Source organism: Micromonospora sp. NPDC005172 (assembly GCF_040608555.1).
Lineage (GTDB): Bacteria > Actinomycetota > Actinomycetes > Mycobacteriales > Micromonosporaceae > Micromonospora.
On the sequence record NZ_JBEXIL010000028.1, the window covers coordinates 25,509 to 50,913 of the forward strand.

Consider the following 25,405-nt stretch of genomic DNA (forward strand, 5'->3'; position numbering starts at 1 on the left):
CATGTCGCTTGTCTCGCGTCCCGGCCTGCTGCCACCGCCAAGAAAGCTTCAATGTCACACGAACGTGAACTCCCGGCAAGCTTGTTAGCAGAAGATCAGAGAAACGCAATCTCCGCCCTCGCCGGCGAAGACTACAGTTAGGCCAAGAGATCACAGAGCTTCACGATCCTCAGAAGCTGACGGATGCGCAGCAGCACCAACTGCTGCCTGAAATGGAACAGGTTCCAACTTTCGCCGGCCGAAGACAGCTCTTAAGACTTGCCTTCTGAGCTGTCGGAATTGGAGCGCACCGAAGGAATCCGAACCAGGGTTTACGGGATCAATCAACGCTTCCAATATTGAAAGATCCTCAATGGCCACTTCGCAGAGGACATCAAAGAGAAAGGCATATGCAGATTCCTCCTCCAGCTCCCCGGCTGCAATCGCTGCCGTCCATTGCTGAATAACAATAGTGGCTTTATGGCGATGGGAAGAATCTCGCAATATGGCTCGCCAGCCAACCTTCAACGCATTATGGCCTGCGTTCAGCGAGACAGCTTTACGAACAAGGCCGTCAAGATGGGGCGCGTACCGAGACTCAGGGGTAACCAAAGCCACGAAGGCCATTTTTCCCGCCCGCCGCACCGCTCCAGATTGCTTTATCCAACTTACTGCCGTCTGCATTACGAGATCGTCGGGCCGAATCTCCGCGGCCAACCTTCGGAGTGATTTTTCCGCTCCTTCGGTTACGGATGTATCATCTCCAAGCAGCAACCAGCGAAGGCGAGTAAGCGCATAACCCGGGTAATCCACACCGAAGGAGCTATTGCAAACTTGCAGCACCGACTTCTGGTTGCCGACTGATTTACTTCTAGACCACTTAAGAAGAAGTTCTCTCGTGAACTGGCCCACCTCAGCATCCCGCACGGCCAGCGTCAGCACTTCTGTTGCAAGTTCGCGTTGACGAGAATCCAGATCGGCATTTTTCGCCACTGACTCGATGATAGAGGGGTCCTTAACGTCGATCGCGAGAGCAACCACCGCTACCGCGACCTGGGGCGCGATACCGCTGCCATTTTCGAATCTCGCCGGGAGCCCAGCCATCCAATCAAGCAGTTTATCGTGGAGATCCCAATAATTGATCCAGACATGCCTAAGGATGGTTCTACTCAATCCGGGTCTGGCACGATCGAGGAAGGCGAAGCCGTCAATCAGCTTGACCTCAAGCTCTGCCAGGCGGCCCTCAATGTCTGGTTGTCCTATCGAAACCTCGGGCTTTGACTGCACGCCCAACGCCGTAAGCAACTCTTGCTGAGCACTCGTTATGAACCCCGGCGACTGCTTACCCAGAACCGCAAGCGTCAGGAGCAGTGCGCGATGCGAAACTGGCCTCGATCGCCGGAATTCGTTTTTTATGTAATCCGGCCATCGCATAAACTCTTCGAGGTAATTGTCAATATCCCCTAGATTGTTAACTGAGGCGCTTGCCATCTTCTCGGCCAAGCGAACAGCAGCTTCGGGCTCGGTAACCGTCGTTATAGCTGCTTGCAGTGGCTGGTGATCGAGCCACGCGAGGCGGTAACCCTCGGAGGTCAAGGACCTAAGGCGTCGGTCAAGAACGTCTGCCACTTTAGGCATGACATCGAGCGTCGCGAAAGGCAAGCCTAGTCCGGCACATTCCTCCCATGCTTTAGGTGTCACAGTCATAACCAGACACGAGTCTATGAGCTTTAGCCGCTGTCCGTAGGATGCAAGCTCCCTGCCATACGGTTGCGGCAGCGGATGAACTTCACTACCCAGATCCAGGAGATATGCCGTGCGGGGCTGCGCCGGCAGTTCCCCTACCGATGGCTTCTCCCAGTCAACAAAGAGCTCTGTCAGGACAGGCATCTTAACTTCGGGCGCTCGCCATGCCTGCGTCCACTCGTAGAGTAGCCTCAGGGCGGTCGTTCGCTTACCTGTTCTCTCTGGCCCTACAAGCACAAGCACAGGGACGGCGGAGAGCAGTTGTCTCGCCCGGTCAAAGCCCAACGGCTCAGCAAAACGCGAGTCTCGAACCACCTTAATCTCACTAGCGAGAACGCCGCCGCCTCGCAGCATATCTCTGTGATATATGGTCTGATCACCTAAGGACTGATAGATATCACCAACCCCTGCACTCTCGGCGTGTTGAAGCATGTACGGACCATCAACTTGCGGCTGAGCAGGCTCAAATAGGTTCACTAGCCGCGACCCGACCCGAAATTATATTGATTTTTTCCAACTTGATTAATGCTGTTACCGAAACCGTCAGCCCGCGCCACTTGGACTACTGGCTCCGAGCTTGACTCAGTTTGGAATTCTTGTAACATCTCACTCAAGAGATCGCGTATTTCGTCTGCGCGTTCGGGGTTGCGGATTACCGATTCGACCACAAACTCGGACCATTTGTCCGCGACGAAAGTCTTGAGCGATGGAAGGTTGACCGCTTCTGCTGATGCGAGCCGCTGTCTATCCTGATCGAGCCGATCCGAAATTCGATTCTGATCATTCACATTTTCCACACCCGTTGCGCGAGCGAACATCGCTTTCGCCTTACCCCAGCCGCTCGCGAACATCGCCGTCACGAGAGCTCCACCCACCTGCACCGCAAGAGCAGAGACCTCCGGAGTTACGTCCATTCTCACCCTCCTGAAAATTGCCACGGCGGCAGGTTGCATCGAAGGCTGCTAGCCCATGAACGATTGACCGGTAATTTTCGCTTCCAGACGTGCACCAACAAGGGAGGGCGCGGTCAATGATTTGAAGGATGTCGGGGTGGCGGTTGCTCTACGGGCGTCAGCCTTAAAGGCGCCAAGTCTCAACCTCCCGTCTCTTCAGATGGTGTTTCGAGAACAATACCGGCTCGGATCCCACCAGCGGGACCCCCGTCGCGGACCTGCCTTCGACAGCTGAGTTCCGGTCGATCTTGCAAGATCTACCAGGCCCATCTACCCGTGATTCAACTCTTGGCGTCGAAGTGCGTTTTGCCAGGCCAGTAGGCATAGGGCCAATCCGAGTTCGATGAGGCGAGGAGGGGTATCTCGGGTCGCGCCGGGCGCGACTGTCAAGGACCTGACAGCCAGCAGTACCAAAGCAAGCCTCCCGGATACCGTCGCCGAATGACGGATCTTGAGCGGGGTGTGTACGAGCACCTGATTACCCGCGAGCTGGCTGATCGCCTTCAGCACGTCGACCCCGCCCTGGTCCAGCACCACAACCTCGACCCGGCTGACGCGCACACCGCCCTCGCCCGGCACATCGCCACCCTGGCCGCCCGAGCCCTCCAGTCCGTCCCGAACGGCGACGACAAACTCCACCACCAGATCGCAATGGCGAACCGGATCGCTGACGCCATCACCACCCTGAGCCCCAGGGCAGCAACAGAACAAGACCAGGTCACCGACGCCAAGCACCTGCTCCATGCCATCGCCGCCCCGCCCACACCACCGGCGCTACCAGCCTTCCCGCAACGCCCCACCACTCCCCTCTCCACCGGAGCGCTGCTGGTCAACGGCCGCCACCAGCCCCGTATCGGCCACGAGGTCAACCACGAGATGGCGTCGGCTGAGAGCGTCGACCTGCTCTGCGCGTTCATCAAGTGGTACGGCCTGCGCATCGTCGAGCACGCCATCCGCGACCTGATCGACCGAGGTGGCAAGGTCCGTGTCATCACCACCACCTACCTCGGCGCGACCGATCAGCGAGCACTGGACCGGCTCAAGGAGTTGGGCGCCGAGGTCAAGGTGTCGTACGAGACGCGGACCACTCGCCTGCACGCCAAGGCGTGGCTCTTCCGCCGCACCAACGGCACCACCACCGCGTACGTCGGCTCGTCGAACCTGTCGAAGACCGCCCTGGTGGACGGCGTCGAGTGGAACGTCCGCATCTCGAACATCGAGCAGCCGCACGTCATCGACACGTTCACCGCGACGTTCGAGGACTACTGGAACGATCCGGCGTTCGAGGCGTACGACCCGAGCAGGGACGCCGAGCGGCTGCGGCACGCACTCACCGGGGAGCGTCGCGACCAGACACCCACCGAGATCTCGAACCTGGACGTGCGCCCGTACCCGTACCAGGCGGAGATCCTTGCCGACCTGGACGCCGAGCGGTTGGTACACGGACGCTGGCGCAACCTCGTGGTGATGGCGACGGGCACCGGCAAGACCGTCGTCGCGGCACTGGATTACCGCCGGCTGCACTGGGCGAAACGAGCAGACTCGCTGCTCTTCGTCGCTCATCAGGAGCAGATCCTGCGGCAGAGCCTTTCCACGTTCCGGCAGGTCATGGGGGACGGCAGTTTCGGCGAAACACTTGTCGCGGGCGAGAAGCCCAACGGTTGGAAGCACGTCTTCGCCTCCATCCAGTCGCTGCACCGCCGCGAGGTCGACCCCGAGGCGTACGACATGGTGATCGTGGACGAGTTCCACCACGCCGAGGCGCCCACGTACACGCGCCTGTTGGAGCGGCTGCGTCCCCGCGTACTCCTTGGACTGACCGCGACCCCCGACCGGGCTGACGGCGGCGATGTGCGCCGGTGGTTCGACGGGCGGGCGGCCGTTGAGCTGCACCTGTGGGACGCGTTGGAGCGGCAGTTGTTGTCGCCGTTCCAGTACTTCGGGCTGCACGACGACGTGGACCTGTCGCACCTCGCGTGGAAACGCGGCCAAGGCTACGACCCGGCCGACCTGGACGTCGTCTACACCGGCAACCACGCGCGGGCGCGTTCGGTGTTGCGCGCCGTCAGCGACAAGGTGGACGTCGGGCGGATGCGGGCGCTCGGGTTCTGCGTGAGCATCGGGCACGCCGAGTTCATGGCCAGGTGGTTCAACGACCACGGCGTGCCGTCTGCGGCAGTGACGTCGCGGGCCGGCACCGACCGGGCCGGGCTGTTGCGGGACTTCAAGGCTGGCAAGCTGCGGGTGCTCTTCACCGTGGACCTGTTCAACGAGGGCGTCGACCTGCCGATGGTCGACACGATCCTGATGCTGCGACCCACCGAGAGCGCCACGATCTTCCTGCAACAACTCGGCCGTGGCCTGCGACTGGACGACGACAAGCCCTGCCTCACGGTGCTCGACTTCATCGGCGGGCAGAACGCCAACTTCCGCTTCGACCTGCGCTGGCGCGCCCTGACCGGGGTGAGCCGGCGGGCGATCACCGAGGCCGTGCGCGACGATTTCCCGAGCCTGCCCAGCGGCTGCCACGTCGAGCTGGACCGGGTGGCAAAGGAGATCGTCCTCGCCAACCTGAAGAGCGCACTGCCCACCTCGAAGGCCGGCCTGGTCTCTGAGCTGCGGCACCTCGGCGACGTCACCCTGGCGACGTTCCTGCGCGAGACCGGCCTGGAAATCGAGGACGTGTACCGATCGGCCAGCATCGGCGGCTGGACCGGCCTGCGGCGGCTCGCCGGCGTCGAAACGGCCGCGCCCGGCCCCGACGACCGCGAGCTGGGCCGGGCCATCGGTCGCATGCTGCACACCGACGACGTCGACCGGCTAGAGCTGCTGACGACGGTCGCGGCCGGACCGCCCGCGCCAGGTCAGCAGGTGTACGCGGGCAGCAGCCGGCTGCTGGACATGCTGCACTTCAGCCTCTGGGGGCCGAACGCCCCGTTGACGACGCGCGACGAACGGCTGGCACGGCTGTGGAAGGAGCCGCCCCGTTGCGCCGAGTTGCGGCAGGTCGCCGAGGTGCTGCGGGACCGCATCCACCGGGTCACGCCCGCGCTCGATGCGGGGGCGGTGCCGTTGCGGGTGCACGCCCGGTACAGCCGCAACGAGGCGTGCGCCGCCTTCGGCATGACCAACCCTGGGTCGCTGCGCGAAGGGGTGAAGTGGCTGCCGGACGCCCAGGCCGACCTGTTCTTCGTCACCCTGGTCAAGTCGGAAGCGCACTACTCCCCCACCACCATGTACGCCGACCGGGCCATCACCGACACGGTGTTCCAGTGGGAGTCGCAGAGCACCACCTCGGCGGCGTCGGCGACCGGGCAGCGCTACACGTCGGGCGGCTCGACAGTGCACCTCTTCGTTCGGGAGACCCGTATCGCCGACCGCGACCTGGGCGCGCCGCCGTACCTCTACGCCGGCACCATGACGTACAAGTCCCACAGTGGTGACCGACCCATGCGCGTCCTGTGGCAGCTCCAGCACGCCCTACCCGCCGACGTCTACGCGACCGCGCGAACAATCGCCGCTTAGCCCTCAACGGCGGTTGGTCAAGCTGCGTCCGCGTTTGAGGCGAACCTGACGTCCAGCCGTCGGTCCAGAGCCCGGGCTAACCTCTCCAGGACCGGCAGGGTCGGCACGGTCCCGCCCGCCTCGAAGCGTGCCACCGCGGACTGGGTCATGCCGGCGGCCCGCGCCAACTGGCTCTGACTCCAGCCGTGCCCTTCGCGCAGGTTGCGCACCTCCTGGCCAAGCTCGAAGGCGATCCGGGTGGCCTCGTACGTCTCGGCCGCTCCCGGCTCCGCCATCCGGCGCTCACGCAGGTCGTTCCAGTCAAGGCGATCACTCATCGCTCTGCCCCCTCGTTCACGATGTGCCGCTCCGCCACACATCGCTCGAATGCGCGGCGAGCCCGCTCGACTTCCCGCTCCTCCCGCATCCGCGTCTTGCGGAACACCGTCAGCAGGATGATCCTCCGGTCGGAGGCTATCCAGTAGGTCACGCGGACTGCGTCGCGCTCCAGATAAAACCGCAGCTCACGCAGTTTGCCGTCAAGCTGTCTGCTGTGCGGCTCGCCGAGCAAGACGCCTCGGCCAGCCAGAAGATCGATGTAGAACGCCGCTCGGGCGAAGTCGGCAGTTGATAATTCCTCCAGCCAGTCTCGGACCTCTGGTTCCAGCTCCACGCTACCCCAACCCATAGCATCGATGCTATGGGTTGGGTCGATCTCACCGAACTCCATTCAACGCGTGTCGGCGATGATTTCGGTGCAGCCCTGGCCGCTCGGGCGGCCACATCGTCGGGGCCGCCTGCCGAACCCGCGGCGGAACTGCGCGTTAGGTTGAAGACCATGGAACAGCGGATCACCCTCATCACTCTCGGAGTCGCGGACATTGCCCGCGCGAAGGCGTTCTACGAGCAGCTCGGCTGGCGAGGCCAGGAGGTCGAGGGGACGGTCTTCATCCAGGCCGGCGGCCTGGCCCTCGTCCTCTGGGGCCGCGACAAGCTGGCCGCCGACGCGGGCATCGACGACCCGGGCACCGACGGCTTCGGCGGGGTGACCCTCGCCCAGAACGTCCGCTCCCGGGCCGAGGTCGACGAGGTGATCGCCACCGCGACCACGGCTGGCGCGACGGTGACCAAGCCAGCCCAGGAGACCTTCTACGGTGGCTACGCCGGCTACTTCGCCGACCCGGACGGTCACCTGTGGGAAATCGCCTGGAACCCCGGCTTCACCCTCGCCGAGGACGGCTCCCTCACCGTCCCCGACTTCAGCACCATGGACTGAGCAGACAGCGGCACGAGAGTCAGCGATGACGCCGATCACGGTGCCGGGGACGGGCAGAGCAGCGGGTCCAGCACCGGCAGCTGAAGAGGGTCCAGACAGATAGCCAGCACCTCCGGATTCGGTGAGGGCGTAGCCGTCAGAGTCGGGGTCGGCGTCGGTGAGGCCGACGCGACGGGCGGCGTCGGCAGGGCTGACGCGGGCGGGTCCGTGCTGGGGATCGGCGTCGGTACCGGACTCGCCGAACGGGTCGGGACGACGGGCGGCGCGGCGACCGGTGGCAGGGCCACCGCTACGACAGGGGGCACCACTGTAGAAGCATCGGTCGGGGCCGACGGCCGGACAGTCGAGGCGGGCGGGGTGGTCCATACGGCACTGACGGCCGAGCCCACCCGCGTCCTGGCCGGCATCGGCCCGACGGGACCGATCGGAACGAGGACCGCCCCAGCCCTCGGCAGGTCCATCGCGACGATCTCCGCCGAGGGCACTGGGCCGACGGGACCTGACGCTCCAGGGCCCAGAGCGCCCGGTCCGAGCGTCACGAACACCACTGCGGCGACGGCGGCAGCACTGACCGCCCGTCGGTCGGGGCGTACCGCCGTCAGCGGCGCGTCGTCGGGCCCCACCGACAGAGGAGGCGCGGGCGGGGTGGCCCGGTGGGCGTTCAGCAGCGCGTCGATCCGCGCGATGACGGCGGCGCGATCATCCACGGACGCTGCGAGGGTGAGATAGAAGCGGAAGTTCACCACGGCACCGGACGGGACCAGTAGCCCGTCCAGTCGGCCGCGGTCGGGCAGCAGGGTGACCGGCACGTCGGGGTGGTGGGCGGGGCCGATCAGGTCGTCGTACCGCCACTCACGCCGATGCTCCCGACCGCCGAAGGCCACCCGTCGACTGGTCACCACGGCCATGCCGGTGTCGACGGCCCGCAGGCCCGGCGGCAGCGCCTCGCAAGACGGCTCAGCGAAGGAACACAAGCCCGGTGTGGGTAGCCCGGGGACGTGTCGCGCCTCGGCCTCGACAAGCGTGGCGACGGGAAGGACGCGGAAGACGAGTTCGTCGTCGTCGAGCTCCACCGGTAGGCCGGTGCGGGGCTGCGTACACCCGAGGAAGCTGGCGGCTTCGATGCGGAGCCGGACCAGGTGGTCGTCGCGGCGCTGCCAGGCGTCGGTGGCGTGCCGGTACGCGCGCTGCCGGCGCTCGTTCTCGCGCTCGGCCCAGGCGGTCCGCCAGGGGACGTGGGCCACAGAGGTCACGGTCACACGCGTTACAACCGCTCACGTACGTGACAGGCAACGCGACCGTGATCGATGTATCCCGTTGCGCCCGAAAGGAGAGTATTGACGGGACGCAGCGCGTAGCCCGCTGCCGGCGGCTGCTCCAGCAGGAAACCGGAGCAGCCGCCGAGACAGCACTACGGCCGCAGCGAGGTGAAGAACTGCGTCAGTTCACCGGCCAGCAGATCGGGCTCCTCCAGCGGCATGAAGTGCCCGCCCCGGCCCGGTTCGCTCCAGTGCCGGATGTCGGTGCAGGCCCGCTCGGCGATCGAACGGGGAAAGTTCGCCTGCGAGGGTTCGGTGCTCACCGTGAACGCGGCGGGCACAGTGATGTCGGGTCGTGGCGTGTTGTGGTCGAAGTCGGCGTACTGCCGGAACGACGAGCCGATCGTGCCCGTCACCCAGTACAACGTGATGATGGTGAGTAGGGTGTCCCGGTCGATGCTGTTCGCCAGGTCACCGTGGTTGTCGCTCCAGTCCCGGTACTTGTCGACGAGCCACGCGGCCAGCCCGGCGGGTGAGTCGGCGAGCGCCGCCGCCAGGGTGTCCGGGCGGGTGCCCATGATGGCGCTGTAGCCGCCGTCGGTCTCGTCGTACGCGGCCTCGGCGTCCAGGAACGCCTGCTCGGCCGGCGACAGCGGATGCGCGTCGAAGCTGGCCGGGAACGGTGGATGGATCATGTGGATGCCGGCCACCTGCTCCGGGTAGAGGGCGCCGAGCCAACCGGTGACCACTCCCCCGACGTCGCCGCCGAAGGCGCCGTAGCGTTCGTAGCCGAGCACGTCGGTCATCAGCTCGTGCAGCGTCCGGGCCAGCAGCGCCCGGGTGACCGGCTCGTCCGGTGTCTCCGAGAAGCCGAAGCCGGGCAGTGAGGGCACCACCACGTCGAACGCGCCGCCGGGCCGGTCAGGGTCGGTCAGACGGTCGACCAGCGGCAGCATCTCGACGAAGCTGCTGGGCCAGCCGTGGCTGAGGATCAACGGCAACGGCGCGGGCGCGCCGGCCGGGCGCGCGGCCCGGACATGCAGGAAGTGCAGCTTGCGGCCGCCGACGACGGCCAGGTGCTGGGGGTACGCGTTGAGCTCGGCTTGGCGAGCTGACCAGTCGAACCCGTCGTGCCAGTAGGACACCAGGTCCCGCAGGTAGTCGGGATCGACGCCGCCCTGCCACGGTCGGGTGCCGCTGCGGTCGGTGAAGCGGGTACGGGCCAGTCGAGCCCGCAGGTCGTCGAGAACCGCAGCGGGAACGTCGATGCGGAACGAGGAGACAGACATTTGTCCTCCGGTGAAGGAGGGCGCTCCCCGACGCGAGAGGTCAGCTGAGGGGGACGGCCGAAAGGAGCGCCCAGGAATGACGATGGGTAGTCACCGGGCTCACCTCCTCTCATGGCTGACGACGATCACCCTACACAGGCCCGCGCCGCCGTCGGAGGTCCGGCGTTGGGACAAGGAAGCTGGCACGGCCCGGCGGTCAGCCCGCCCGCCGTCGGTACGGCTGTGGCCCTTGGGTCGGGAACCGCGACCGGGTACGCGGTGGGTACGCCTCGCAGTGTTCGGCCCAGTGCTCGGCGGCGGTGGCCAGGGCGTCCGCGGAGACGGTGAGGATCAGCGGGTAGATCGCCGTGGATGGGCGGCGCATCCACGGTGGCAGGGACTCGGCGGAGAACTCCACGATCAACTCCAGCCGGCGGCGGCGCAGCACCCGGCTGCGCACCGCCAGGTTGGGTTCGGTGAACCGGACCATCGCCGGCGGCGCGCTCAGCCCGAGGGCTGCGGTGGCCTGCCCGTGCAGCCAGCCACCGAGTGCGCGGGCCTCCTCGACCATGAGGCTCGGATAGTGGTGTGACCAGGTCTGACCGTCGGCGGTGCGGGCGTCCACCTCGATGAGCAACCAGTCGTGCCAGCCGGGTGCGGCCGCGTCGAGGTCGTCGGGCGGGTCGATGCCGGGCTGGTAGCCGACCGGGCGGATCCGCACCCGGGCACCGTCGTCGGAACGGATCTCCACTCAATCATTCTGACTGACCTGAACGAGCGTTCGGGTCAAAACGCGCTACTTCGTGACGGTCCGCCGGACGCCCCGGTGCTCGGCGCACGCGTCCACTCGCCCACCCGCGAGGCTGACCGAGCCGTCCCGGCACTGCACCAGGTAACCCCGTCCCGCCCAGAACTGCGGCACGCAGTCGAACCAGTCGCACACCTCGGCGGCCGGCTTGCGGATCCGCGTCCCGCCACAGAAGTCGTACCCCAGGGGGTTCTCCGGCGCCCCGCAGCGCGGCCCGGACGTCGCGCTGGGCGACGGGCGTGGCGACGGTTTCCGCTTGGGCGTGGTGCTGGGCGCGGGCGGCGGTATCGCCGGCCGCAGCAGCGCGGGGAACGCATTGCTGGTCGGTGCCGGCGTGGCCGCCACGGCGACCTCCGCGCCACGTGTCGGGTTCGACGGGTTCGAGTCGACAAGCGCCGCCGGTACCAGCAGCGCGACGGCCGCCGCCACCGCGATGGACCGACGACCACCGGGCACGAGCGAGGAGAGCCGGGCCTGCGCCGGCGTGGCCGCCGCCGGCCGGAACGGCTTGAGCTGCTCGTGTTCCGCGATCAGCTCGTCGAGCTGGGCGAGCACCGCGGCGCGCTGCTCGATCGAGTCGGCGAAGGCGAGCGTCAGCTTGAACCGGAAGTCCGCCGCCGCGTCGGTGGGCAGCAACAGCCCGGAGGTACGCCGCCGGTCCAGCACCTGGACGAGGCTCACCGGGGCTGCCGGGTCGTGGGCCAGACCGGTCATCCGGCCGTACGCCCAGTCGCGCCGGCCGCGCCCGCCGAGCAGCACCAACCGACGGCTGGTGATGACGGCCACGCCGGCGTCGGTGACGCGTACGCCGTCCGGCCGACGCGGACGCAGGGGCGCGGCCGGCACGGCGACCGTCAAATCGGGGGCGGGCAGCACGGTCGTGTGCCGCACCTCGACGAGCTGCGCGGCGGGCAGCGCCCACAGCACCACCTCGTCGTCGAGGAGTTCGAGTGGAAGGCCCGCGCCGGCCGCCGCGGAACCGTGGAAGTCGGCGGCCAGGGCACGCAGCCGCCGTAACTCGTCGTCGCGTCGCCGCCAGGCCGTCTCAGCGCCGCGGTACGTGCTGACCCGCCGCACGTTCTGCCGCTGCGCCCAGCGGTACCGCCAGGTGGAACCCGTCGATTCAGTCTTTGCCACGCCGACTCCTTCGCCGCGCAGGCCACCAATCCGGGGTGCACTCGGATTAACAGTCGTGATGGTCCGCCGGGACACGCCAGGACGGGCGAACTATCCGAACGGTGGAGCAACCCGGACGATAGGGCGATACTGCCGCGTCGATTCACCTTCGCTCGTGTCGTGCGGGGTGGTCGCTGTCTCGGTAACGTCAGCCGCAGCCGGGTGGCGACGCCGCCGCACCGCCCGCACGAAGGGGGTGAGGGTCATGCCGCCGGACACCCTGCCCGGTGTGGTCGTCGGGGTCGACATCGGCACCACGAGCACCAAGACCATGGCGTACGACACCGACGGGCGGCTGCTCGCCAGCCACTGGGCCACGTACCCCCTCGACGACCCGCACCCCGGGTACGCCGAGCAGGACCCGGAGGTGATCCTCGCCGCCGTCGTCGAGTCGATCCGGATCGTGGTGGCCGAGCTGACCGTGCCGGTCGCCGGCCTGGCCTTCTGCTCCGCCATGCACAGCCTGATCGGGCTCGACGCGGCCGGCAACCCGCTCACGCCGTCGGTGACCTGGGCCGACTCCCGGGCCACCCGCCAGGCCGAACGGTTGCGGGCCGTGCCGTCCGGGCTGGCCCTGCACCGGCGCACGGGTACGCCCGTGCACCCGATGTCGCCGCTGCCCAAGCTGCTCTGGTACGCCGAGCAGGAGCCCAGGATCTTCGAACGCGTCGCGCACTGGGTCGGCATCAAGGAATGGGTGCTGCTGCGACTCTGCGACGCGCTGGTCGTCGACCACTCGATCGCCTCGGCCACCGGCCTGATGGACATCCACACCCTCGAATGGGACACCGAGGCGCTGACCGTCGCCGGCATCACCGAGGAGCAGTTGCCCCAACTGGTCGCCACCACCGCCGTCCTGCCCGGCCTCACCCCGCAGGCCGCCACCTCCCTCGGCCTACCTCAGCGCACCCCGGTGGTGGTCGGCGCGGGTGACGGACCGCTGGCCAACCTGGGTCTGGGCGCCGTGCACCCCGGCATCATGGCCTGCTCGATCGGCACCAGCGGCGCCCTGCGGGTCATGGTCGAACGCCCCAGCGTGGACCCGCTGGGCGGGGTGTTCTGCTACGCGCTGACCGAGGATCGCTGGGCGGTCGGCGGCGCGATCAACAACGGCGGCATCGTCCTCAAGTGGGCCGGCTCGGCGCTCGCGCCCGACCTGGGCGAGCAGTCCGAGGAGGAGCTGGTCGCCCTGGCGGCCCGCGCTCCGGCCGGCTCGGGCGGGCTCATCATGCTGCCGTACCTGCACAGCGAACGCGCTCCACACTGGAGTGCGCTGCCCCGCGGCGCGTACGTCGGGTTGACCCACGGGCACCGCCGCGAACACCTCGTCCGGGCCGCGATGGAGGGGGTCTGCCAACAGCTCGCGCTGGTGCTCACCTCCGTACGTGCCGCCGGCAACGAGGTCCGCGAGATCCGGGCCGGTGGCGGTTTCGCCCGCAGCGGCCTGTGGCGACAGATGCTCGCCGACGTGCTCGGCATGCCGGTGAGCTTCCCGGCCGGCCGCGAGGGGTCGAGCTTCGGCGCCGCGCTGCTCGGCATGCAGGCGTTGGGCCTGATCCCCAGCATCGACGTGGCGGCCGATCTGGTCCTCATCGACGAGGTCATCCGCCCCGACCCGGCAGCCGCCGCCACGTACGCGGCGCTGCTGCCCCTCTTCGCCGAGCTGTACGACGCGCTGGTGCCCACCTTCACGTCGATGCGTCGACTGGCGCCCGGCCTGCCCGCCGAACCGATGTAGGCCCTTCGGCCGGCCCACCCCCGGGCCGACCCCCACCGGAGAAGGTCGTGATCGCCGTGCACCCACCCCTCGTCGAACCGCTGACCGTCCTTGCCGCGCCGGCCGAGCCGGTCACCACGGCTGGCGACGGCCAACTCGTCCTCGCCGCGTTGCTCGGCATCGTCGCCGTGGTGCTGCTGATCGCCTGGGCAAAGGTCCACCCGTTCCTGTCGCTGATCCTCGGCGCGGCGGTGCTCGGCGTGGTCGCCAGCGTCGCGCCCGACAAGATGATCGCCTCGTTCACCGGTGGCGTCGGCACCACTGTCGGCGGTGTCGGGCTGCTGATCGCGCTGGGGGCCATGATCGGAGGGCTGCTCGCCGAGTCCGGCGGCGCGGACGGCATCGTCAACCGGGTCGTCGGCCGGGTGTCCGGTCGCGCGCTGCCCTGGGCGATGGCCGGGGTGGCGGCACTCATCGGGTTGCCGCTCTTCTTCGAGGTCGGCGTGGTGCTGCTGGTGCCGATCGTGCTGCTCGTCTCGATGCGGACCGACGTACCGCTGATGAAACTCGGCATCCCGGCGCTGGCCGGCCTGTCGGTGCTGCACGGCCTCGTGCCACCGCACCCCGGCCCACTGGTGGCGATCTCGTCGCTCGACGCGGACCTGGGCCTGACTCTCGGGCTGGGCCTGCTCGTCGCGATCCCCACGGTCATCATCTCGGGGCCGGTCTTCGGCAACCTCATCGCCCGGTACGTGCCGGCGACCGCACCCGCCGCGCTGCTGCCCACCCGCCGCGACGCCGACGGCGGCCAGGCCGCCCGCCCCGATGTGGACGGTGACCTGCTCACCGACGACGATCTCGTCAATCCGGGCGGCGGTCGACCGGGCGAGCCGGTGGACGACAGCGGCACGGAGACCGCCCGTCGTACCCCGGCGTTCTGGCCAGCGGTGATCACCGTGCTGCTGCCGGTGGTGCTGATGCTGCTCCGCGCGATCGGTGAGCTGACGCTGGACGAGGGCACGGCGGGCCGAAAGACGCTCGACATCATCGGTACGCCGATCGTGGCGCTGCTCGCCGGGGTGATCCTGGCGATGTTCACCCTCGGCTACCAGGCCGGTTTCAGCAGGTCCCAGGTCTCGTCGGTGCTCGGAGGTTCGCTGCCTCCGATCGCCGGCATCCTGCTGATCGTGGCGGCCGGCGGTGGATTCAAGCAGGTGCTGGTGGACGCCGGTGTGGGCAACCTGGTCGCCGACGCCGCCAAGGACGCCAACCTCTCCCCGCTGCTGCTGGGCTGGCTGGTAGCGGTCGGCATCCGGGTGGCCACCGGCTCGGCGACGGTCGCCACCATCACGGCGGCGGGCATCGTGGCACCGCTCGCGGCGACCCTGGACCGGCCCGGGGTGGCCCTGCTGGCGCTCGCCATCGGCTGTGGGTCGCTGTTCTTCTCACACGTCAACGACGCCGGTTTCTGGCTGGTCAAGGAGTACTTCGGCCTGACCGTCGGGCAGACCATCAAGAGCTGGTCGGTTATGGAGACGCTCATCTCGGTGATCGGCTTCGCCGGCGTACTCCTGCTCGACCTGGTGGTGTGACGGAGCGGACCCGGCTGTTCGGTGTTGCGCATGATGCCTCTGCGTCATCTTGATGCCGCTGAGGCATCACCCTTTCGGGGACGAGCCCTCCCGGACGGGTGACTGACGTCCCGGCAACCCCATCCGCCTCCCCCGCTTCTTATCGTGCAAACGTGAGGAAAAGCGACAAGAAGCGCTCATCTTCCCTGCTCGCGGCGGCGGTCGCGCTGGTCGTCGCCATGACGACCGGCCCGGCCACCGCCGACGGTCCCGGACCAAGCGACGGGGGCGGGCGCAGCGACGAGCCGGGCGTGGAGCCCGCGCCGGAGCGGGCGCCGACCAGCGAGGTGTCCTGGCTGTCGTTCCCCGGCGGCGCGTTCGCGGTGGACTCGCTCGGGCACACCGTGCGCTACCGGGCCTGCGACGGCGATACCGGCCGGGTCGCCGACCCGGGCATGCGCGTCGCCGCCGGGGTGGCCAGCGGCGAGGTCACCGTCGACGGCCGGAGCTTCCGCTACCGGGTGCCGCTGGTCGGGCGCAGCACGGGCACGCTCGTGGTGTCCGGGCCGCAGGCCCAGCCGGTGGAGCTGCCCGGCGTCGTGGTCACCAGCCCGCAGCCACCCACCGACCCGGCCGAGGGTGCCCGACTGTTCCCGCTCAGCGGGCAACTCGCCCGGGTCGTCGCCGACGCCAGCCTCAACGCCGCCGGGGCGACCGTGCGGGACCTGTCCGGCCGGTACGGCGACCAGCAGGTCTCGGTCAACGGCGCGTTGCGCCCCAAGGCCGCGAGCGTCATCAAACTGTGGATCCTGGTCGAACTCCTGCGCCGCGTCGACTGTGGACAGGTAGCCCTCGACGACGGCGTGCTGGTCACCCCGGCCGACGTGGTGGGTGGCACCGGCCAGCTCCAGTTCGAGACGTTTCCGCAGGTTGTCACGCTGCACCGACTCGCCCAGTACCTGATCAAGTACAGCGACAACGTCGCCGCCAACGTACTGATCACCTACCTGGGTGGGTTCGCGCCGGTCAACGCGCTGATCGACTCGATGAACCAGCGCTCGACGATCCTGGCCCGGCGGATGCTCGACAGCGCGGCGGCGCAACGCGGCGAGGAGAACTACACCAGCCCGGACGACGTGGTGTCACTGCTCGGCGCGGTCTGGGACGGCGAGATCCTCACCCCGGCCTCCCGCGACCTGATGATCGGCTTCATGCGCGAACAGACCCTCAACACCAAGATCCCGGCGGCGCTGCCACCCGGCGTACCGGTGGCCCACAAGACCGGTGACCTGCCGGACGCCTCCCACGACGTCGGCTACTACCTGATCCCGGGCACGGAGACCGCCGTCGCGTTCCTCACCGCCGGGCCGATGGAGACCGGGGACGAGACCGTCCGCCGGATGGCCAGGACCGTCTACGACTTCCTGGTCACCCCATCCGGCGGAGCGGTCGAGGAGTGAACCGCCGTCAGGCCCGGCTGATCGCGTTGGCGTGGATCGCCTCGCTCACGTACGCGGCCAGCCCGGGGGCGATGTTCTCGAAGTACGCGGTGAACCGCTCGTCGGCCAGGTACATGTCGGCCAGCCCGATGTGCATCTCGTACGAGCACTCGTAGAACCAGCGGCTGATGAGCTGCCGGTGCTCCTCGGCCAGGTCCATCGCCTCCGGGCTGTCCGCCGGCACACCCGAGGTCAGCAGCGCCACGATCCGCCGACCCCAGTCCTCGTTCTCCGCCTTGTTCCGCAGCCAGTCGTCCTTGCTGTACCGCGCCACCCGCCGGTTCGACTCCCGGTACGCGTCGGTGTCGCCCCAACGCTGCTCCGCCTCGGCCTCGTACTCCTCCGGCCGGAAGTCACCGAAGACCTCGAACCGCTCCTCGGGTGTCAGTTGGATGTTCAACTTGCTCGCCTCCATCGCGAACTCGACCGCCGTGACCATCTCCTGCAACCGCTTGATCCGTACCGTCAGCAGCTCGTGCTGGCGGCGCAGGTGGGCGGCCGGGTCGGCCGCCGGGTCGTCGATGATCGCGGTGATCTCCTCAAGCGGGAAACCCAGCTCGCGGTAGTACAGGACGAGTTGCAACCGTTGCAGGTCCGCGTCGTCGTAACGGCGGTAACCCGTCGAGGTCCGGCCGCTCGGCGAGAGCAGACCGATCTCGTCGTAGTGGTGCAGCGTCCGTACCGTCACGCCGGCGATCCTCGCCACCTGACCCACCGTGTACGCCATGGTTCCCCTCCCTTCCGGGAACCAGGCTCCCGCCTGCCGTTACGTCAGGGTCAAGCCCGATTCTGGCCCACCGTGGCGGGGCTGTCCGGTCGCCCGTACAGATAGCCCTGGCCGCGCGGACAGCCGATGGCGGTGACCGCGTCGTGCTGGCGCTCGGTCTCCACCCCCTCGGCGATCACCGCCAGGTCGAACGCGCCGGCGAGCCGGGTGACCATCTCCACCGTGGCGTACGCCCGATCGTCCGACCCCAGCCGCGCCACGAACGAGCGGTCGATCTTCAGCTCGGTGGCCGGGATGCGGTGCAGGTAGCTCAGCGACGAGTAGCCGGTGCCGAAGTCGTCGATGGCGATCTGGATGCCCAGCTCCCGCAGCTGGTGCAGCCGTTCCAACACCGAGTCGGTCCCCTCGATCAACGCCGACTCGGTCAGCTCCAGCGTCAACGCCCGTGGCGCCAGTCCGGCGCTGGCGGTCGCCGCCGTGACAGTGGCGATCAGGTCCGGTCGGCGCAGGTGCGCCGCCGCGATGTTCACCGCGACAGTCGCCTCCGGCGCGCGTTCCCGCCACGTCGCCGCCGCCCGGCACGCCTCGTGGATCACCCAGCGGTCGATCGGGAGGATCAAGCCGGTCTCCTCGGCCAGCGGCAGGAACCTCGCCGGCGGCAACATCCCCAGGCGGGGGTGCCGCCAGCGCACCAGTGCCTCGGCGCTGCGCACCGCGCCGGTGGCCAGGTCGACGATCGGCTGGAACTCCAGGCGCAGTTGCTCCTCGTCGACGGCCCGGCGCAGGTCGGCGATCAGCTCGGCCCGGGACACGGCCGACTCGCGCAACGCCGGGGTGCACGTGCGGTACGCGGACTTACCGGCGGCCTTCGCCGCGTACATGGCGATGTCGGCGTCGCGCAGGAGGTCGCTGTGGGTGGCGTGCTGCGGCCCGTACTCGGCGATGCCGATGCTCGCCGACGGGTGCACGCCCACGCCCTCCTCTCCCTCGGAGGGGCGCAGAGCGTCCAGCAACCGTTCGGCGAGGCGCTCCGGGGATACCGGACGGTCCCCCTCGACAAGCACCGCGAACTCGTCGCCGCCGAGCCGGGCGATCGTGCCGTCACCGTCCACGGCAGCCCGCATCCGAGCCGCCAGCCCGGTCAGCAGGGTGTCACCGGTGGCATGCCCGAACCGGTCGTTGACCTGCTTGAACCCGTCGAGGTCGAGCAGCAGGACGGCCACCGGCCGGCCGTCGCGCAGAGCCAGACGCAGCAGTCGGTTGAACAGCAGCCGGTTCGGCAGGCCGGTGAGCTGGTCGCCGTACGCGAGCCGGCGCAGTCGCGCCACCAGGCGCAGATTCTCGTTGGCGGCCAACCCCTGACGCACCGCGAGGGCAGCGAGCAGCACCATCATGGTCACGAAGACCAGCGGCGGGGTCTGCCCGGTGGGCCGGCGGGCCAGCAGCACCGCGATGATCGCCCCACCGACCGGCAGGTACGGCAGCGCCACCCGCCACCACGGCGGCAGCGGAGACTCGGCGGCCTCGTCGATGCCGTCGCAGTCCGGCGGTGGAGGGCTTCCGGTGGCCAGGCCGATCAGGAGATAGCTCAGCGGCCAGCACAGGTCGATGGGGTGGCCGGCGACGTAGTCACCCCGGGCGACCAGCGAGACGTACACGACGTCGGCGACCACCCGGAGGGTGAGGCTCGCCGCGAGCAGGCGCATCGGCCGCCACAGCGGTCGTGCCGGGCCGGCCACCGCCACCAGGATGGTGAGCTGCATCAGTTCGAACATCGGAAAGAGGAGCCCCAGCGTGCGCGCCGGGTCGGCCAGCTCGGCGGACGCGACCCCGCGGAACACCAGCACCCACGCGACCGGCACCAGGGCCAGCGCGACGATCACGCCGTCCAGCAGCGTCCGCGCACGCCCGACCGCTGTCCGCGGCCCGGAGGGTGAGCTGAGCAGCGCGGCGGTGCCGGTGAGGATGCCGGCGGTGAAGACCACCCCGACCAGCGCGTTGTGCGGCAGGTCGCCACCGGCGAGCCGCTGCACCGTCCAGATCGCCCGACCCGACGCGGCGAGCGCCATGGTGACGGCGAGCAGGGTCCAGAACCTACGCAGTGGGGCCGGATGTCGACGGGCGACGGTCACGCAGGCGACTGTCGCCCAGCCGGCCACCAGCAGCGCGCCCACGTCGCTGACCAACGCGGCGCCGGGGAGCGCGGCGGCCAGCCAGCCCGCCTCGACGGCCAGGACCGCAACCGCGACGATCGGGCCGGCGGGCTTGAGCTGCCCCACAGCCTGCTTCACGTCCTGTCGCGACACGGTCGCTCCGGCTCCTGGTCGTGTGTGCACAATCGGTCGGACCGGTCCACGGCAAACCCCGAAAGCCTAGCCACCGCACGGATACGCCGCCAGGGCCGAACATCCAGGTCGGTGCGGCCTCCCCGGGCGATCATCGCGGCGTGAGTCGTTGGCGGAGCGAGGGATCAGGTCAGCGGCCGGCGGAGCGGTTCCAGGGTGAGCGGGGCAACGCGGTGCCGGCCAGGGGTCGACGCACGGGTCGGCGTCGTCGCCGGCCCGGAGTGCACGGCGGGCGGGCGGCGGTGTGCACCACGGCCTCGTCCGACGACGGTCGGCCGATCAGCCAGCACAGGAAGCGGGCCATCTGCGACTCAGCCGACCGGGAGACGCTGGGCGTCGGACTTGGCGATCTCGTACTCGGCTCCGCAGAACGTGCACTGCTGCGCGTACCGGGTACGGATCGGGATGAGCGGAATGAAGAAGAGGGTGAACTTGGTCGACCGGCGGGTGATCACCTGCGCGGCGTGGTTACCGCAGTGGCGGCAGACCTCCTGCACGACACCGGACCGGTCGACCTTGGTACGCAGACCAAAGATGAGGAACATCGCCCGGCAGTACCCACTCCACCCCGAAAAGTCACCGAACCCGCCCCACGGGCTGCAAGATCCGCACAAGTACAGGGAACTGCTGCCTCCAGACAGCCTGAGGCAGCAGTTTCCCTGATGTTGTCCGGATCTTGGACCCTGCCCGATGATCGAGCACGATCACGGCGGGGCGGTCAGAGGGTGGGCTGGGGCTCCAGTCCGGGAACCTCCTCGGCGAGCCAGATCGGCTGCCAGGCCGTCATCTCGTGGAATCGGCGCAGCTCGAACAGCCCGGCCACCGAGCCGGACCAGGCGGCGTACGGCGGGTTGGTCTCGTCGAAGCCGCTCTGCACGAAGGTGAGCGTGGTGCGACCGCCGGATTCGGCGAGCTCCCAGCTCGTGACGCCGGTCGGTCCCCAGTCGACGGACATCCTCCGGCCGGGCTCCAGGTCGACGATCTTGGCGGCGTATCCATGCTCGAAGCCGCCCATGGCGTACCGGCCGCCGACCCACGGCTCGATCCCGATCGGATAGCCGAACCAGGCGCTGGCCTGCTCGGAGTCGGTCAGGGACTCCCACACCTTGTCGGCGGGTGCGGCGATGACCAGCTCACCGCGCAGGTCGGCGGAGGTGAAGTCGGTGCGCGGCAGCAGCGGCCTGCCTTCCAGGTGCGCGGCCAGGTTGGCGATGGACAGCGCCCAGTACGTCTGGAGCACGCCCCGGATGCTGGAACCGCTCATCGCCTCGGCGAAGTCGAAGTGGCTCTGCGTCAGCGTGAGCACCGTGGCGTCCGGGCCGTCGTCGGCGAGCTGGAACCCGGTGGTGGTCTCGACCCCGTCGAGCAGCCAGGCGAAGCGCAGCGTGTCGTCGTCGGCGTGCAGCAGACGCTGATGCGGGGCGTCGCCCTCGGGCGTGTAGCGACCCCAGAACTCGTACCGCTCGGGCAGCTCGACCTCGGCGTGCTCGGCCAGCCAGAGGCGCAGCTCGGCCGGGTCGGTCAGGGCCTGGCGGACGCGCTCCACGGGCGCGGAGAGACGGGCTTGCACCTTCAACGGCTCACTCATTGTCGTTCCCTTTCGGATAGCAGGCGACGGCCAGCTTGAAGGCATCTCCTTCGCTGCCGCCGTAGCGGGTGAACAGGTCCTGAAGTGCGGTTTGCAGGTCGTGCAGGAATTCCTGTCGCCGCTCGGCGGGCACCCGGATCTCGCCGGACACGCCGATCGAGGGCAGCTCGGGCGCCGTCCGGTCCAGGGCGGCGACGTCGGCCTGGACCTCCTCCATCAGGTCGAGCAGGTAGCCCAGGCTCAGCTCGTCACGGGCGCGGCGCAGCCCGATGCGCCCGACCAGCCGTGGTGAGAGCCAGTAGGACCGGGCGGCGGCCTGGTAGATGCCCTCGGTGATGCCCCGGACCTTGCGCTCGTTGACCAGCTCGACCAGGCCGGCCGCGACGAGCTGCTTGACGTGGTAGTAGACGCGCTGTGGCGTCTGGTCGAGTCGGGCCGCGACCTCGGTGCAGGTGCGGGGTTCGGCCAGCTGCCGCAGCACTTCCACGCGCTGCGGCTTGAGCAGGACCTCGGCCTGCTCGATCTGCTCCAGGTACAGGACGTCTCTCATGGCAAAATCAGTTTGTACGTACAAAACTTGTTTGTCAATCGCTTCGCGAGAAGCCGCGCCGACTTTCTCGACGCGGCTTCAGGCGACGTTCAGCAGATGATCAGGGCAACCAGTCGGGTCGCAGCGGGTAGCCGTTCACACCGTCCGGGCCGTTGTGGGTGGCCAGCACCTGGTGCAGCTGGATGCCGTTGCGCTCGAACGCCATCCGCGAGCCAGCCATGTAGAGACCCCACACCCGGGCGGTCCCCGCGCCCACCTCGGAGACGCAGAAGTCCCAGTGCTCCACCAGGTTGCGACACCAGGCCGCGAGCGTCAGCGCGTAGTGCTGGCGCAGGTTCTCCTCGTGGTGCACCTCCAACCCGGCGTCGTGCACCTCGCTGATCAGCCGACCCGGGCCGGCCAGCTCGCCGTCCGGGAACACGTACCTGTCGATGAACGCGCCCGAGCGGTGCGGCGCCCGGTTGTCGGCCCGCGTGATGGTGTGGTTCAGCAACCGCCCGCCCGTGCGCAGCCGCGACCGCAGCGCGCCGAAGTAGGACGGGTAGTTGCGCACCCCGATGTGCTCGGTCAGCCCGATCGAGGAGATGGCGTCGAACTGCTCCGCCGGCGCGTCCCGGTAGTCCAGGTACCGCACCTCGGCCAGCTCGGTCAGACCCTCCCGCTCGATCGCGGCCTGCGCCCACTGCGCCTGCGCCTTCGACAGGGTCACCCCGAGCGCCTTGACGCCGTACTCGCGCGCGGCGTGCCGGACCATGCCGCCCCAGCCGCAGCCCACGTCCAGCAGCCGCATGCCCTTCTTCAGCGCGAGCTTGCCGGCGACCAGGTCGTACTTCGCCGACTGGGCCTGCTCCAGGGTGTCGTCCGGGGAGCGGTACACCGCGCAGGTGTACGTCATCGACGGGCCGAGCACCTTCTCGTAGAAGGCGTTCGAGACGTCGTAGTGGTGCGAGATCGCCGTACTGTCGCGGACCCGGGAGTGCCGCAGCCCGTTCACCACCCGCTTCCAGCGCGGCTGGGCCTCCTGCGGCGGGGCCGGCGGCGGCAGCAGTCGCTCCCAGCCCAGCCCCCGCACCAGCGCCACGCCGTCGGCCACCGACGGTGGGCGCAGCCGCAGCTCGTCCTTGAGCACCCGCAGCGCCTCGTACGGGTCACCCGGGTGCACCCCCTGCAACGCCAGGTCGCCGCTGACGTACGCCCGGGCCATGCCCAGGTCGCCGGGGGCCGTGAGCAGGTACGACAGTCCCCGCTCGGAACGGATCGACAGGGTGATGCCGGCATCGGTCGGCCCGACGGCGCTGCCGTCGTACCCGACGATGCGGATCGGCAACGGCCCGCCGGTGACCGCGCGGACGACATCCGCGACGGTCGGACCGGTGCGCCGGCCCCCCGCCGGCGGGGTGGCGGGGACGCTCGCCGCCCCCTGATCTCGGTCGGTCAGGCTCATGCTCGTGCTACCGCCTTCTCGTACAGTCCCGTCAGCCGGTGGTCCGGGTCGTAGCGGTCCTTCACCGCGCGCCAGGTCTCGCCGCCGTAGAGGCGATCGAAGGCGTCCCGGTCGTAGTACGCGTCGGAGTAGAGCGACTTGTGCCCGCCCAACTCCGACACCCTGCGCTCGATCGTGCGGTTGACGTCGCCGTCGGCGGCGCCGGGCGCGATCGGCACACTCCCCCAGAACCCGATGTTGACGTAGTCCTGCCCCGCGTGGAGCGGATACAGCGGCCACGACCGCGCGGAACCGGGACCCTCCGGCTCGCGCAACCGCAACGGGCAGAGCCACACCGGGGTCATCCCCACGCTGGCCGAGAACCAACGCAGGAAGTCGGCCATCCGGTCCAGCGGGATCTCCACGTCCTGCACGACCCGTTCCCGGGCCGGCTGGCCGCGCAGCCGGTCGATCCGGGCCGCCACCTGGTGCCGGTGTTCGAGGCGGACCAGTCGGTGGTAGACGTCGCTGCGCCGGTAACGCGCCGGCCAGAGCCTGCGCACGACCGGATGCTGCGCCCCGAACGCCGCGGAGCACCAGAACCAGTCGGTGTCCCAGCGCCACAGATAGTCGTACGCGGTCAGCACGTCGCGGGTGCGCTGACGCAGCGACCGGTAGTAGATCTCCTGGCCGGTGTAGTCGCTGGGCGGGTCGGCCGTGTCGGTGAAGGTACCCAGCACCAGGTACGCCTCACCGGGGCTGAACATCACGCCGTCCAGCGCGTCGACCGGCTCGCCGGCCCAGGCTCGGGTGGCGGTCACCTCGGCGATCGCGTCGGTGAGCGCCTCCAGCTGGGTGAACCGGATGTTGCGCAACGCCACGTACCGGCCGACCGGTTGCAGCTCGATGCGCAGCCGGGTGGCGTAGCCGAGGCTGCCCAGCGAGTTGGGGAACGCGCGGAACAGGTCGGCGTGCTCCCCGTCCGGTCGGGCGCTGACGATCGCGCCGGAGCCGGTCAGGATGTCCATCTCGCGTACGGACTCGTGGGGCAGGCCGTTGCGGAAGGACGTCGACTCGATCCCGAGGCCGGTCACCGCGCCGCCCAGGGTGATCGTGCGCAGTTGCGGCACCACCAACGGCATCAGCCCGTGCGGCAGCGTGGCGTCGACCAGGTCCTCGTACGTGCACATGCCCTGCACGTCGGCGGTACGCCCGGTCTCGTCGACCGAGAGCACTCCGTTCAGGCCACTCACGTCGAGGCCCGGAGTGCGGGGAGCGGATCGGGGACGGAACAGGTTGGAGGTGCGTTTGGCCAGCCGGACAGGCTCGCCCGTGGGCACCGCGGCGTACGACCGCCGCAACGTGTCCACCGCTTGATCATGGTCAATGGGGTGATCCACACGCTCAGCGCGCATGTGATCACCTTACGCCTGGACCCGGAAAATCGTGGGATGTCCTCGCCTGCTGTTTCCCGCCCCACAGCAGGTCCGCCGGCTACCGTGGCGGTCATGCCGTCGCCCGCGATCGTCGCACTCGACTCCGCCGGACTGCCGTACCGGTTGGTCAGTCACGGCGCGGTCGGCAGTCTCGCGGAGGCCGCCGCCGTCCGCGGTGTGGCGATCCCGGACGTGGTCAAGACGATCGTCGTGCGCCGTGGCGAGGACGACCACCTGTTCGTGCTCACCCCCGGTGACCGGGTCGTCTCCTGGCCCAAGCTGCGCGCCCTGCTCGGTGTGCACCGCATCTCCATGCCGGACGCGGCGGGTGCGCTGGCCGCCACCGGGTACGAGCGCGGCACCATCACCCCGTTCGGCGCGAGCACGGCGTGGCCGGTGATCGCCGACGAGCGACTGCGGGGCCGGGAGATCACTCTGGGTGCGGGCGAGCGGGGTCTCGCCGTCGCGGTGAACGCCGACGCCGCCATCGCCGCCCTCGACGCCACTGTGGCCGACGTCACCGATCCGCAGCCCACTCGTTGAGCGCCGCCGCGGTCGCCGGACTGGCTCCGGCGCGCCG

The 25,405-nt window shown here is 69.0% G+C and carries 22 protein-coding genes; 6 read left to right on the forward strand and 16 right to left on the reverse strand.

All coding sequences use genetic code 11. The features are described from left to right. Positions 1-150: 150 nt before the first annotated feature. Both ABZV06_RS19835 and ABZV06_RS19840 read right to left on the reverse strand, forming a co-directional pair. Positions 151-1,482, reverse strand: coding sequence for a hypothetical protein (locus tag ABZV06_RS19835; protein ID WP_355623176.1), 1,332 nt, complete (start codon positions 1,480-1,482; stop codon positions 151-153). A 719-nt stretch (positions 1,483-2,201) separates the two neighbouring features. Beyond that, positions 2,202-2,639, reverse strand: coding sequence for a hypothetical protein (locus tag ABZV06_RS19840; protein ID WP_355623177.1), 438 nt, complete (start codon positions 2,637-2,639; stop codon positions 2,202-2,204). Positions 2,640-3,119: 480 nt separating this feature from the next. Between ABZV06_RS19840 and ABZV06_RS19845 the strand changes: the two genes are divergently transcribed. Further along, entirely contained in the window at positions 3,120-6,203 is a 3,084-nt protein-coding gene (locus tag ABZV06_RS19845) for a DUF3427 domain-containing protein (protein WP_355623180.1), read from the forward strand. A 17-nt stretch (positions 6,204-6,220) separates the two neighbouring features. Here the strand turns inward: ABZV06_RS19845 and ABZV06_RS19850 are convergent, their stop codons facing one another. Further along, the gene (locus ABZV06_RS19850) at positions 6,221-6,520 is read right to left on the reverse strand and encodes a helix-turn-helix transcriptional regulator (protein WP_355623183.1); all 300 of its coding nucleotides are present in this window, start codon (positions 6,518-6,520) and stop codon (positions 6,221-6,223) included. Then, positions 6,517-6,912 (reverse strand): type II toxin-antitoxin system RelE/ParE family toxin, encoded by a 396-nt coding sequence (locus tag ABZV06_RS19855; protein WP_355623186.1) that lies wholly within the window; start codon positions 6,910-6,912, stop codon positions 6,517-6,519. Before ABZV06_RS19855 ends, ABZV06_RS19850 begins: the two co-directional genes overlap by 4 nt. A 108-nt stretch (positions 6,913-7,020) precedes the next feature. On the opposite strand from ABZV06_RS19855, the gene ABZV06_RS19860 reads away from it, so the two are divergent. After that, positions 7,021-7,458, forward strand: a complete 438-nt coding sequence (locus ABZV06_RS19860; RefSeq protein ID WP_355623189.1) for a VOC family protein — start codon at positions 7,021-7,023, stop codon at positions 7,456-7,458. A 35-nt stretch (positions 7,459-7,493) separates the two neighbouring features. On the opposite strand, the gene ABZV06_RS19865 is transcribed toward ABZV06_RS19860, so the two are convergent. From ABZV06_RS19865 to ABZV06_RS19880, 4 genes are all read right to left on the reverse strand, one after another. Then, on the reverse strand, positions 7,494-8,711 hold the full coding sequence (locus ABZV06_RS19865; RefSeq protein ID WP_355623192.1) for a hypothetical protein: 1,218 nt from the start codon (positions 8,709-8,711) through the stop codon (positions 7,494-7,496). A gap of 158 nt (positions 8,712-8,869) precedes the next feature. After that, positions 8,870-10,006, reverse strand: a complete 1,137-nt coding sequence (locus tag ABZV06_RS19870) for an epoxide hydrolase family protein (RefSeq protein ID WP_355623194.1) — start codon at positions 10,004-10,006, stop codon at positions 8,870-8,872. A 196-nt stretch (positions 10,007-10,202) separates the two neighbouring features. After that, on the reverse strand, positions 10,203-10,736 hold the full coding sequence (locus tag ABZV06_RS19875) for a hypothetical protein (RefSeq protein WP_355623196.1): 534 nt from the start codon (positions 10,734-10,736) through the stop codon (positions 10,203-10,205). Positions 10,737-10,781: 45 nt separating this feature from the next. Continuing rightward, positions 10,782-11,930 (reverse strand): hypothetical protein, encoded by a 1,149-nt coding sequence (locus ABZV06_RS19880; protein ID WP_355623199.1) that lies wholly within the window; start codon positions 11,928-11,930, stop codon positions 10,782-10,784. A 244-nt stretch (positions 11,931-12,174) separates the two neighbouring features. On the opposite strand from ABZV06_RS19880, the gene ABZV06_RS19885 reads away from it, so the two are divergent. The 3 genes from ABZV06_RS19885 (at position 12,175) to ABZV06_RS19895 (ending at position 16,717) form a co-directional block, all read left to right on the forward strand. Next, a complete protein-coding gene (locus tag ABZV06_RS19885; RefSeq protein ID WP_355623202.1) occupies positions 12,175-13,707 on the forward strand; it encodes a gluconokinase in 1,533 nt (510 codons plus the stop codon). A 56-nt stretch (positions 13,708-13,763) separates the two neighbouring features. Further along, entirely contained in the window at positions 13,764-15,278 is a 1,515-nt protein-coding gene (locus tag ABZV06_RS19890; RefSeq protein WP_355623274.1) for an SLC13 family permease, read from the forward strand. Between the two features lie 152 nt (positions 15,279-15,430). Continuing rightward, on the forward strand, positions 15,431-16,717 hold the full coding sequence (locus ABZV06_RS19895) for a serine hydrolase (protein WP_355623205.1): 1,287 nt from the start codon (positions 15,431-15,433) through the stop codon (positions 16,715-16,717). A 7-nt stretch (positions 16,718-16,724) separates the two neighbouring features. Here ABZV06_RS19895 and ABZV06_RS19900 read toward each other — a convergent pair whose 3' ends face one another. The 8 genes from ABZV06_RS19900 to ABZV06_RS19935 form a co-directional block, all read right to left on the reverse strand. Further along, entirely contained in the window at positions 16,725-17,483 is a 759-nt protein-coding gene (locus ABZV06_RS19900) for a MerR family transcriptional regulator (RefSeq protein ID WP_355232754.1), read from the reverse strand. 50 nt (positions 17,484-17,533) lie between these two features. Then, positions 17,534-19,789 (reverse strand): EAL domain-containing protein, encoded by a 2,256-nt coding sequence (locus tag ABZV06_RS19905; protein WP_355623208.1) that lies wholly within the window; start codon positions 19,787-19,789, stop codon positions 17,534-17,536. 169 nt (positions 19,790-19,958) lie between these two features. Further along, the gene (locus ABZV06_RS19910; RefSeq protein WP_355623211.1) at positions 19,959-20,132 is read right to left on the reverse strand and encodes a hypothetical protein; all 174 of its coding nucleotides are present in this window, start codon (positions 20,130-20,132) and stop codon (positions 19,959-19,961) included. Between the two features lie 7 nt (positions 20,133-20,139). Continuing rightward, on the reverse strand, positions 20,140-20,373 hold the full coding sequence (locus tag ABZV06_RS19915; RefSeq protein ID WP_355232752.1) for a zinc-ribbon domain-containing protein: 234 nt from the start codon (positions 20,371-20,373) through the stop codon (positions 20,140-20,142). Between the two features lie 173 nt (positions 20,374-20,546). Then, positions 20,547-21,416, reverse strand: a complete 870-nt coding sequence (locus tag ABZV06_RS19920; RefSeq protein ID WP_355623214.1) for an SRPBCC family protein — start codon at positions 21,414-21,416, stop codon at positions 20,547-20,549. Continuing rightward, on the reverse strand, positions 21,409-21,966 hold the full coding sequence (locus ABZV06_RS19925) for a helix-turn-helix domain-containing protein (protein WP_355623217.1): 558 nt from the start codon (positions 21,964-21,966) through the stop codon (positions 21,409-21,411). Before ABZV06_RS19925 ends, ABZV06_RS19920 begins: the two co-directional genes overlap by 8 nt. Positions 21,967-22,066: 100 nt before the next feature. Further along, positions 22,067-23,410 (reverse strand): class I SAM-dependent methyltransferase, encoded by a 1,344-nt coding sequence (locus ABZV06_RS19930; protein ID WP_355232749.1) that lies wholly within the window; start codon positions 23,408-23,410, stop codon positions 22,067-22,069. After that, positions 23,407-24,804, reverse strand: coding sequence for an FAD-binding oxidoreductase (locus ABZV06_RS19935; RefSeq protein WP_355623220.1), 1,398 nt, complete (start codon positions 24,802-24,804; stop codon positions 23,407-23,409). The genes ABZV06_RS19930 and ABZV06_RS19935 overlap by 4 nt, the downstream gene beginning before the upstream one ends. 93 nt (positions 24,805-24,897) lie before the next feature. On the opposite strand from ABZV06_RS19935, the gene ABZV06_RS19940 reads away from it, so the two are divergent. Further along, positions 24,898-25,368, forward strand: coding sequence for a YbaK/EbsC family protein (locus ABZV06_RS19940; RefSeq protein ID WP_355623223.1), 471 nt, complete (start codon positions 24,898-24,900; stop codon positions 25,366-25,368). The last annotated feature ends 37 nt before the right edge of the window (positions 25,369-25,405 follow it).

Coding starts and splice junctions, on each gene's coding strand:
- ABZV06_RS19840 (WP_355623177.1), bottom strand. CDS start 2,639: ATGGACGTAACTCCGGAGGTCTCTGCTCTTGCGGTGCAGGTGGGTGGA.
- ABZV06_RS19845 (WP_355623180.1), top strand. CDS start 3,120: ATGACGGATCTTGAGCGGGGTGTGTACGAGCACCTGATTACCCGCGAG.
- ABZV06_RS19850 (WP_355623183.1), bottom strand. CDS start 6,520: ATGAGTGATCGCCTTGACTGGAACGACCTGCGTGAGCGCCGGATGGCG.
- ABZV06_RS19855 (WP_355623186.1), bottom strand. CDS start 6,912: ATGGAGTTCGGTGAGATCGACCCAACCCATAGCATCGATGCTATGGGT.
- ABZV06_RS19860 (WP_355623189.1), top strand. CDS start 7,021: ATGGAACAGCGGATCACCCTCATCACTCTCGGAGTCGCGGACATTGCC.
- ABZV06_RS19870 (WP_355623194.1), bottom strand. CDS start 10,006: ATGTCTGTCTCCTCGTTCCGCATCGACGTTCCCGCTGCGGTTCTCGAC.
- ABZV06_RS19885 (WP_355623202.1), top strand. CDS start 12,175: ATGCCGCCGGACACCCTGCCCGGTGTGGTCGTCGGGGTCGACATCGGC.
- ABZV06_RS19900 (WP_355232754.1), bottom strand. CDS start 17,483: ATGGCGTACACGGTGGGTCAGGTGGCGAGGATCGCCGGCGTGACGGTA.
- ABZV06_RS19910 (WP_355623211.1), bottom strand. CDS start 20,132: ATGGCCCGCTTCCTGTGCTGGCTGATCGGCCGACCGTCGTCGGACGAG.
- ABZV06_RS19915 (WP_355232752.1), bottom strand. CDS start 20,373: ATGTTCCTCATCTTTGGTCTGCGTACCAAGGTCGACCGGTCCGGTGTC.
- ABZV06_RS19920 (WP_355623214.1), bottom strand. CDS start 21,416: ATGAGTGAGCCGTTGAAGGTGCAAGCCCGTCTCTCCGCGCCCGTGGAG.
- ABZV06_RS19925 (WP_355623217.1), bottom strand. CDS start 21,966: ATGAGAGACGTCCTGTACCTGGAGCAGATCGAGCAGGCCGAGGTCCTG.
- ABZV06_RS19930 (WP_355232749.1), bottom strand. CDS start 23,410: ATGAGCCTGACCGACCGAGATCAGGGGGCGGCGAGCGTCCCCGCCACC.
- ABZV06_RS19935 (WP_355623220.1), bottom strand. CDS start 24,804: ATGCGCGCTGAGCGTGTGGATCACCCCATTGACCATGATCAAGCGGTG.
- ABZV06_RS19940 (WP_355623223.1), top strand. CDS start 24,898: ATGCCGTCGCCCGCGATCGTCGCACTCGACTCCGCCGGACTGCCGTAC.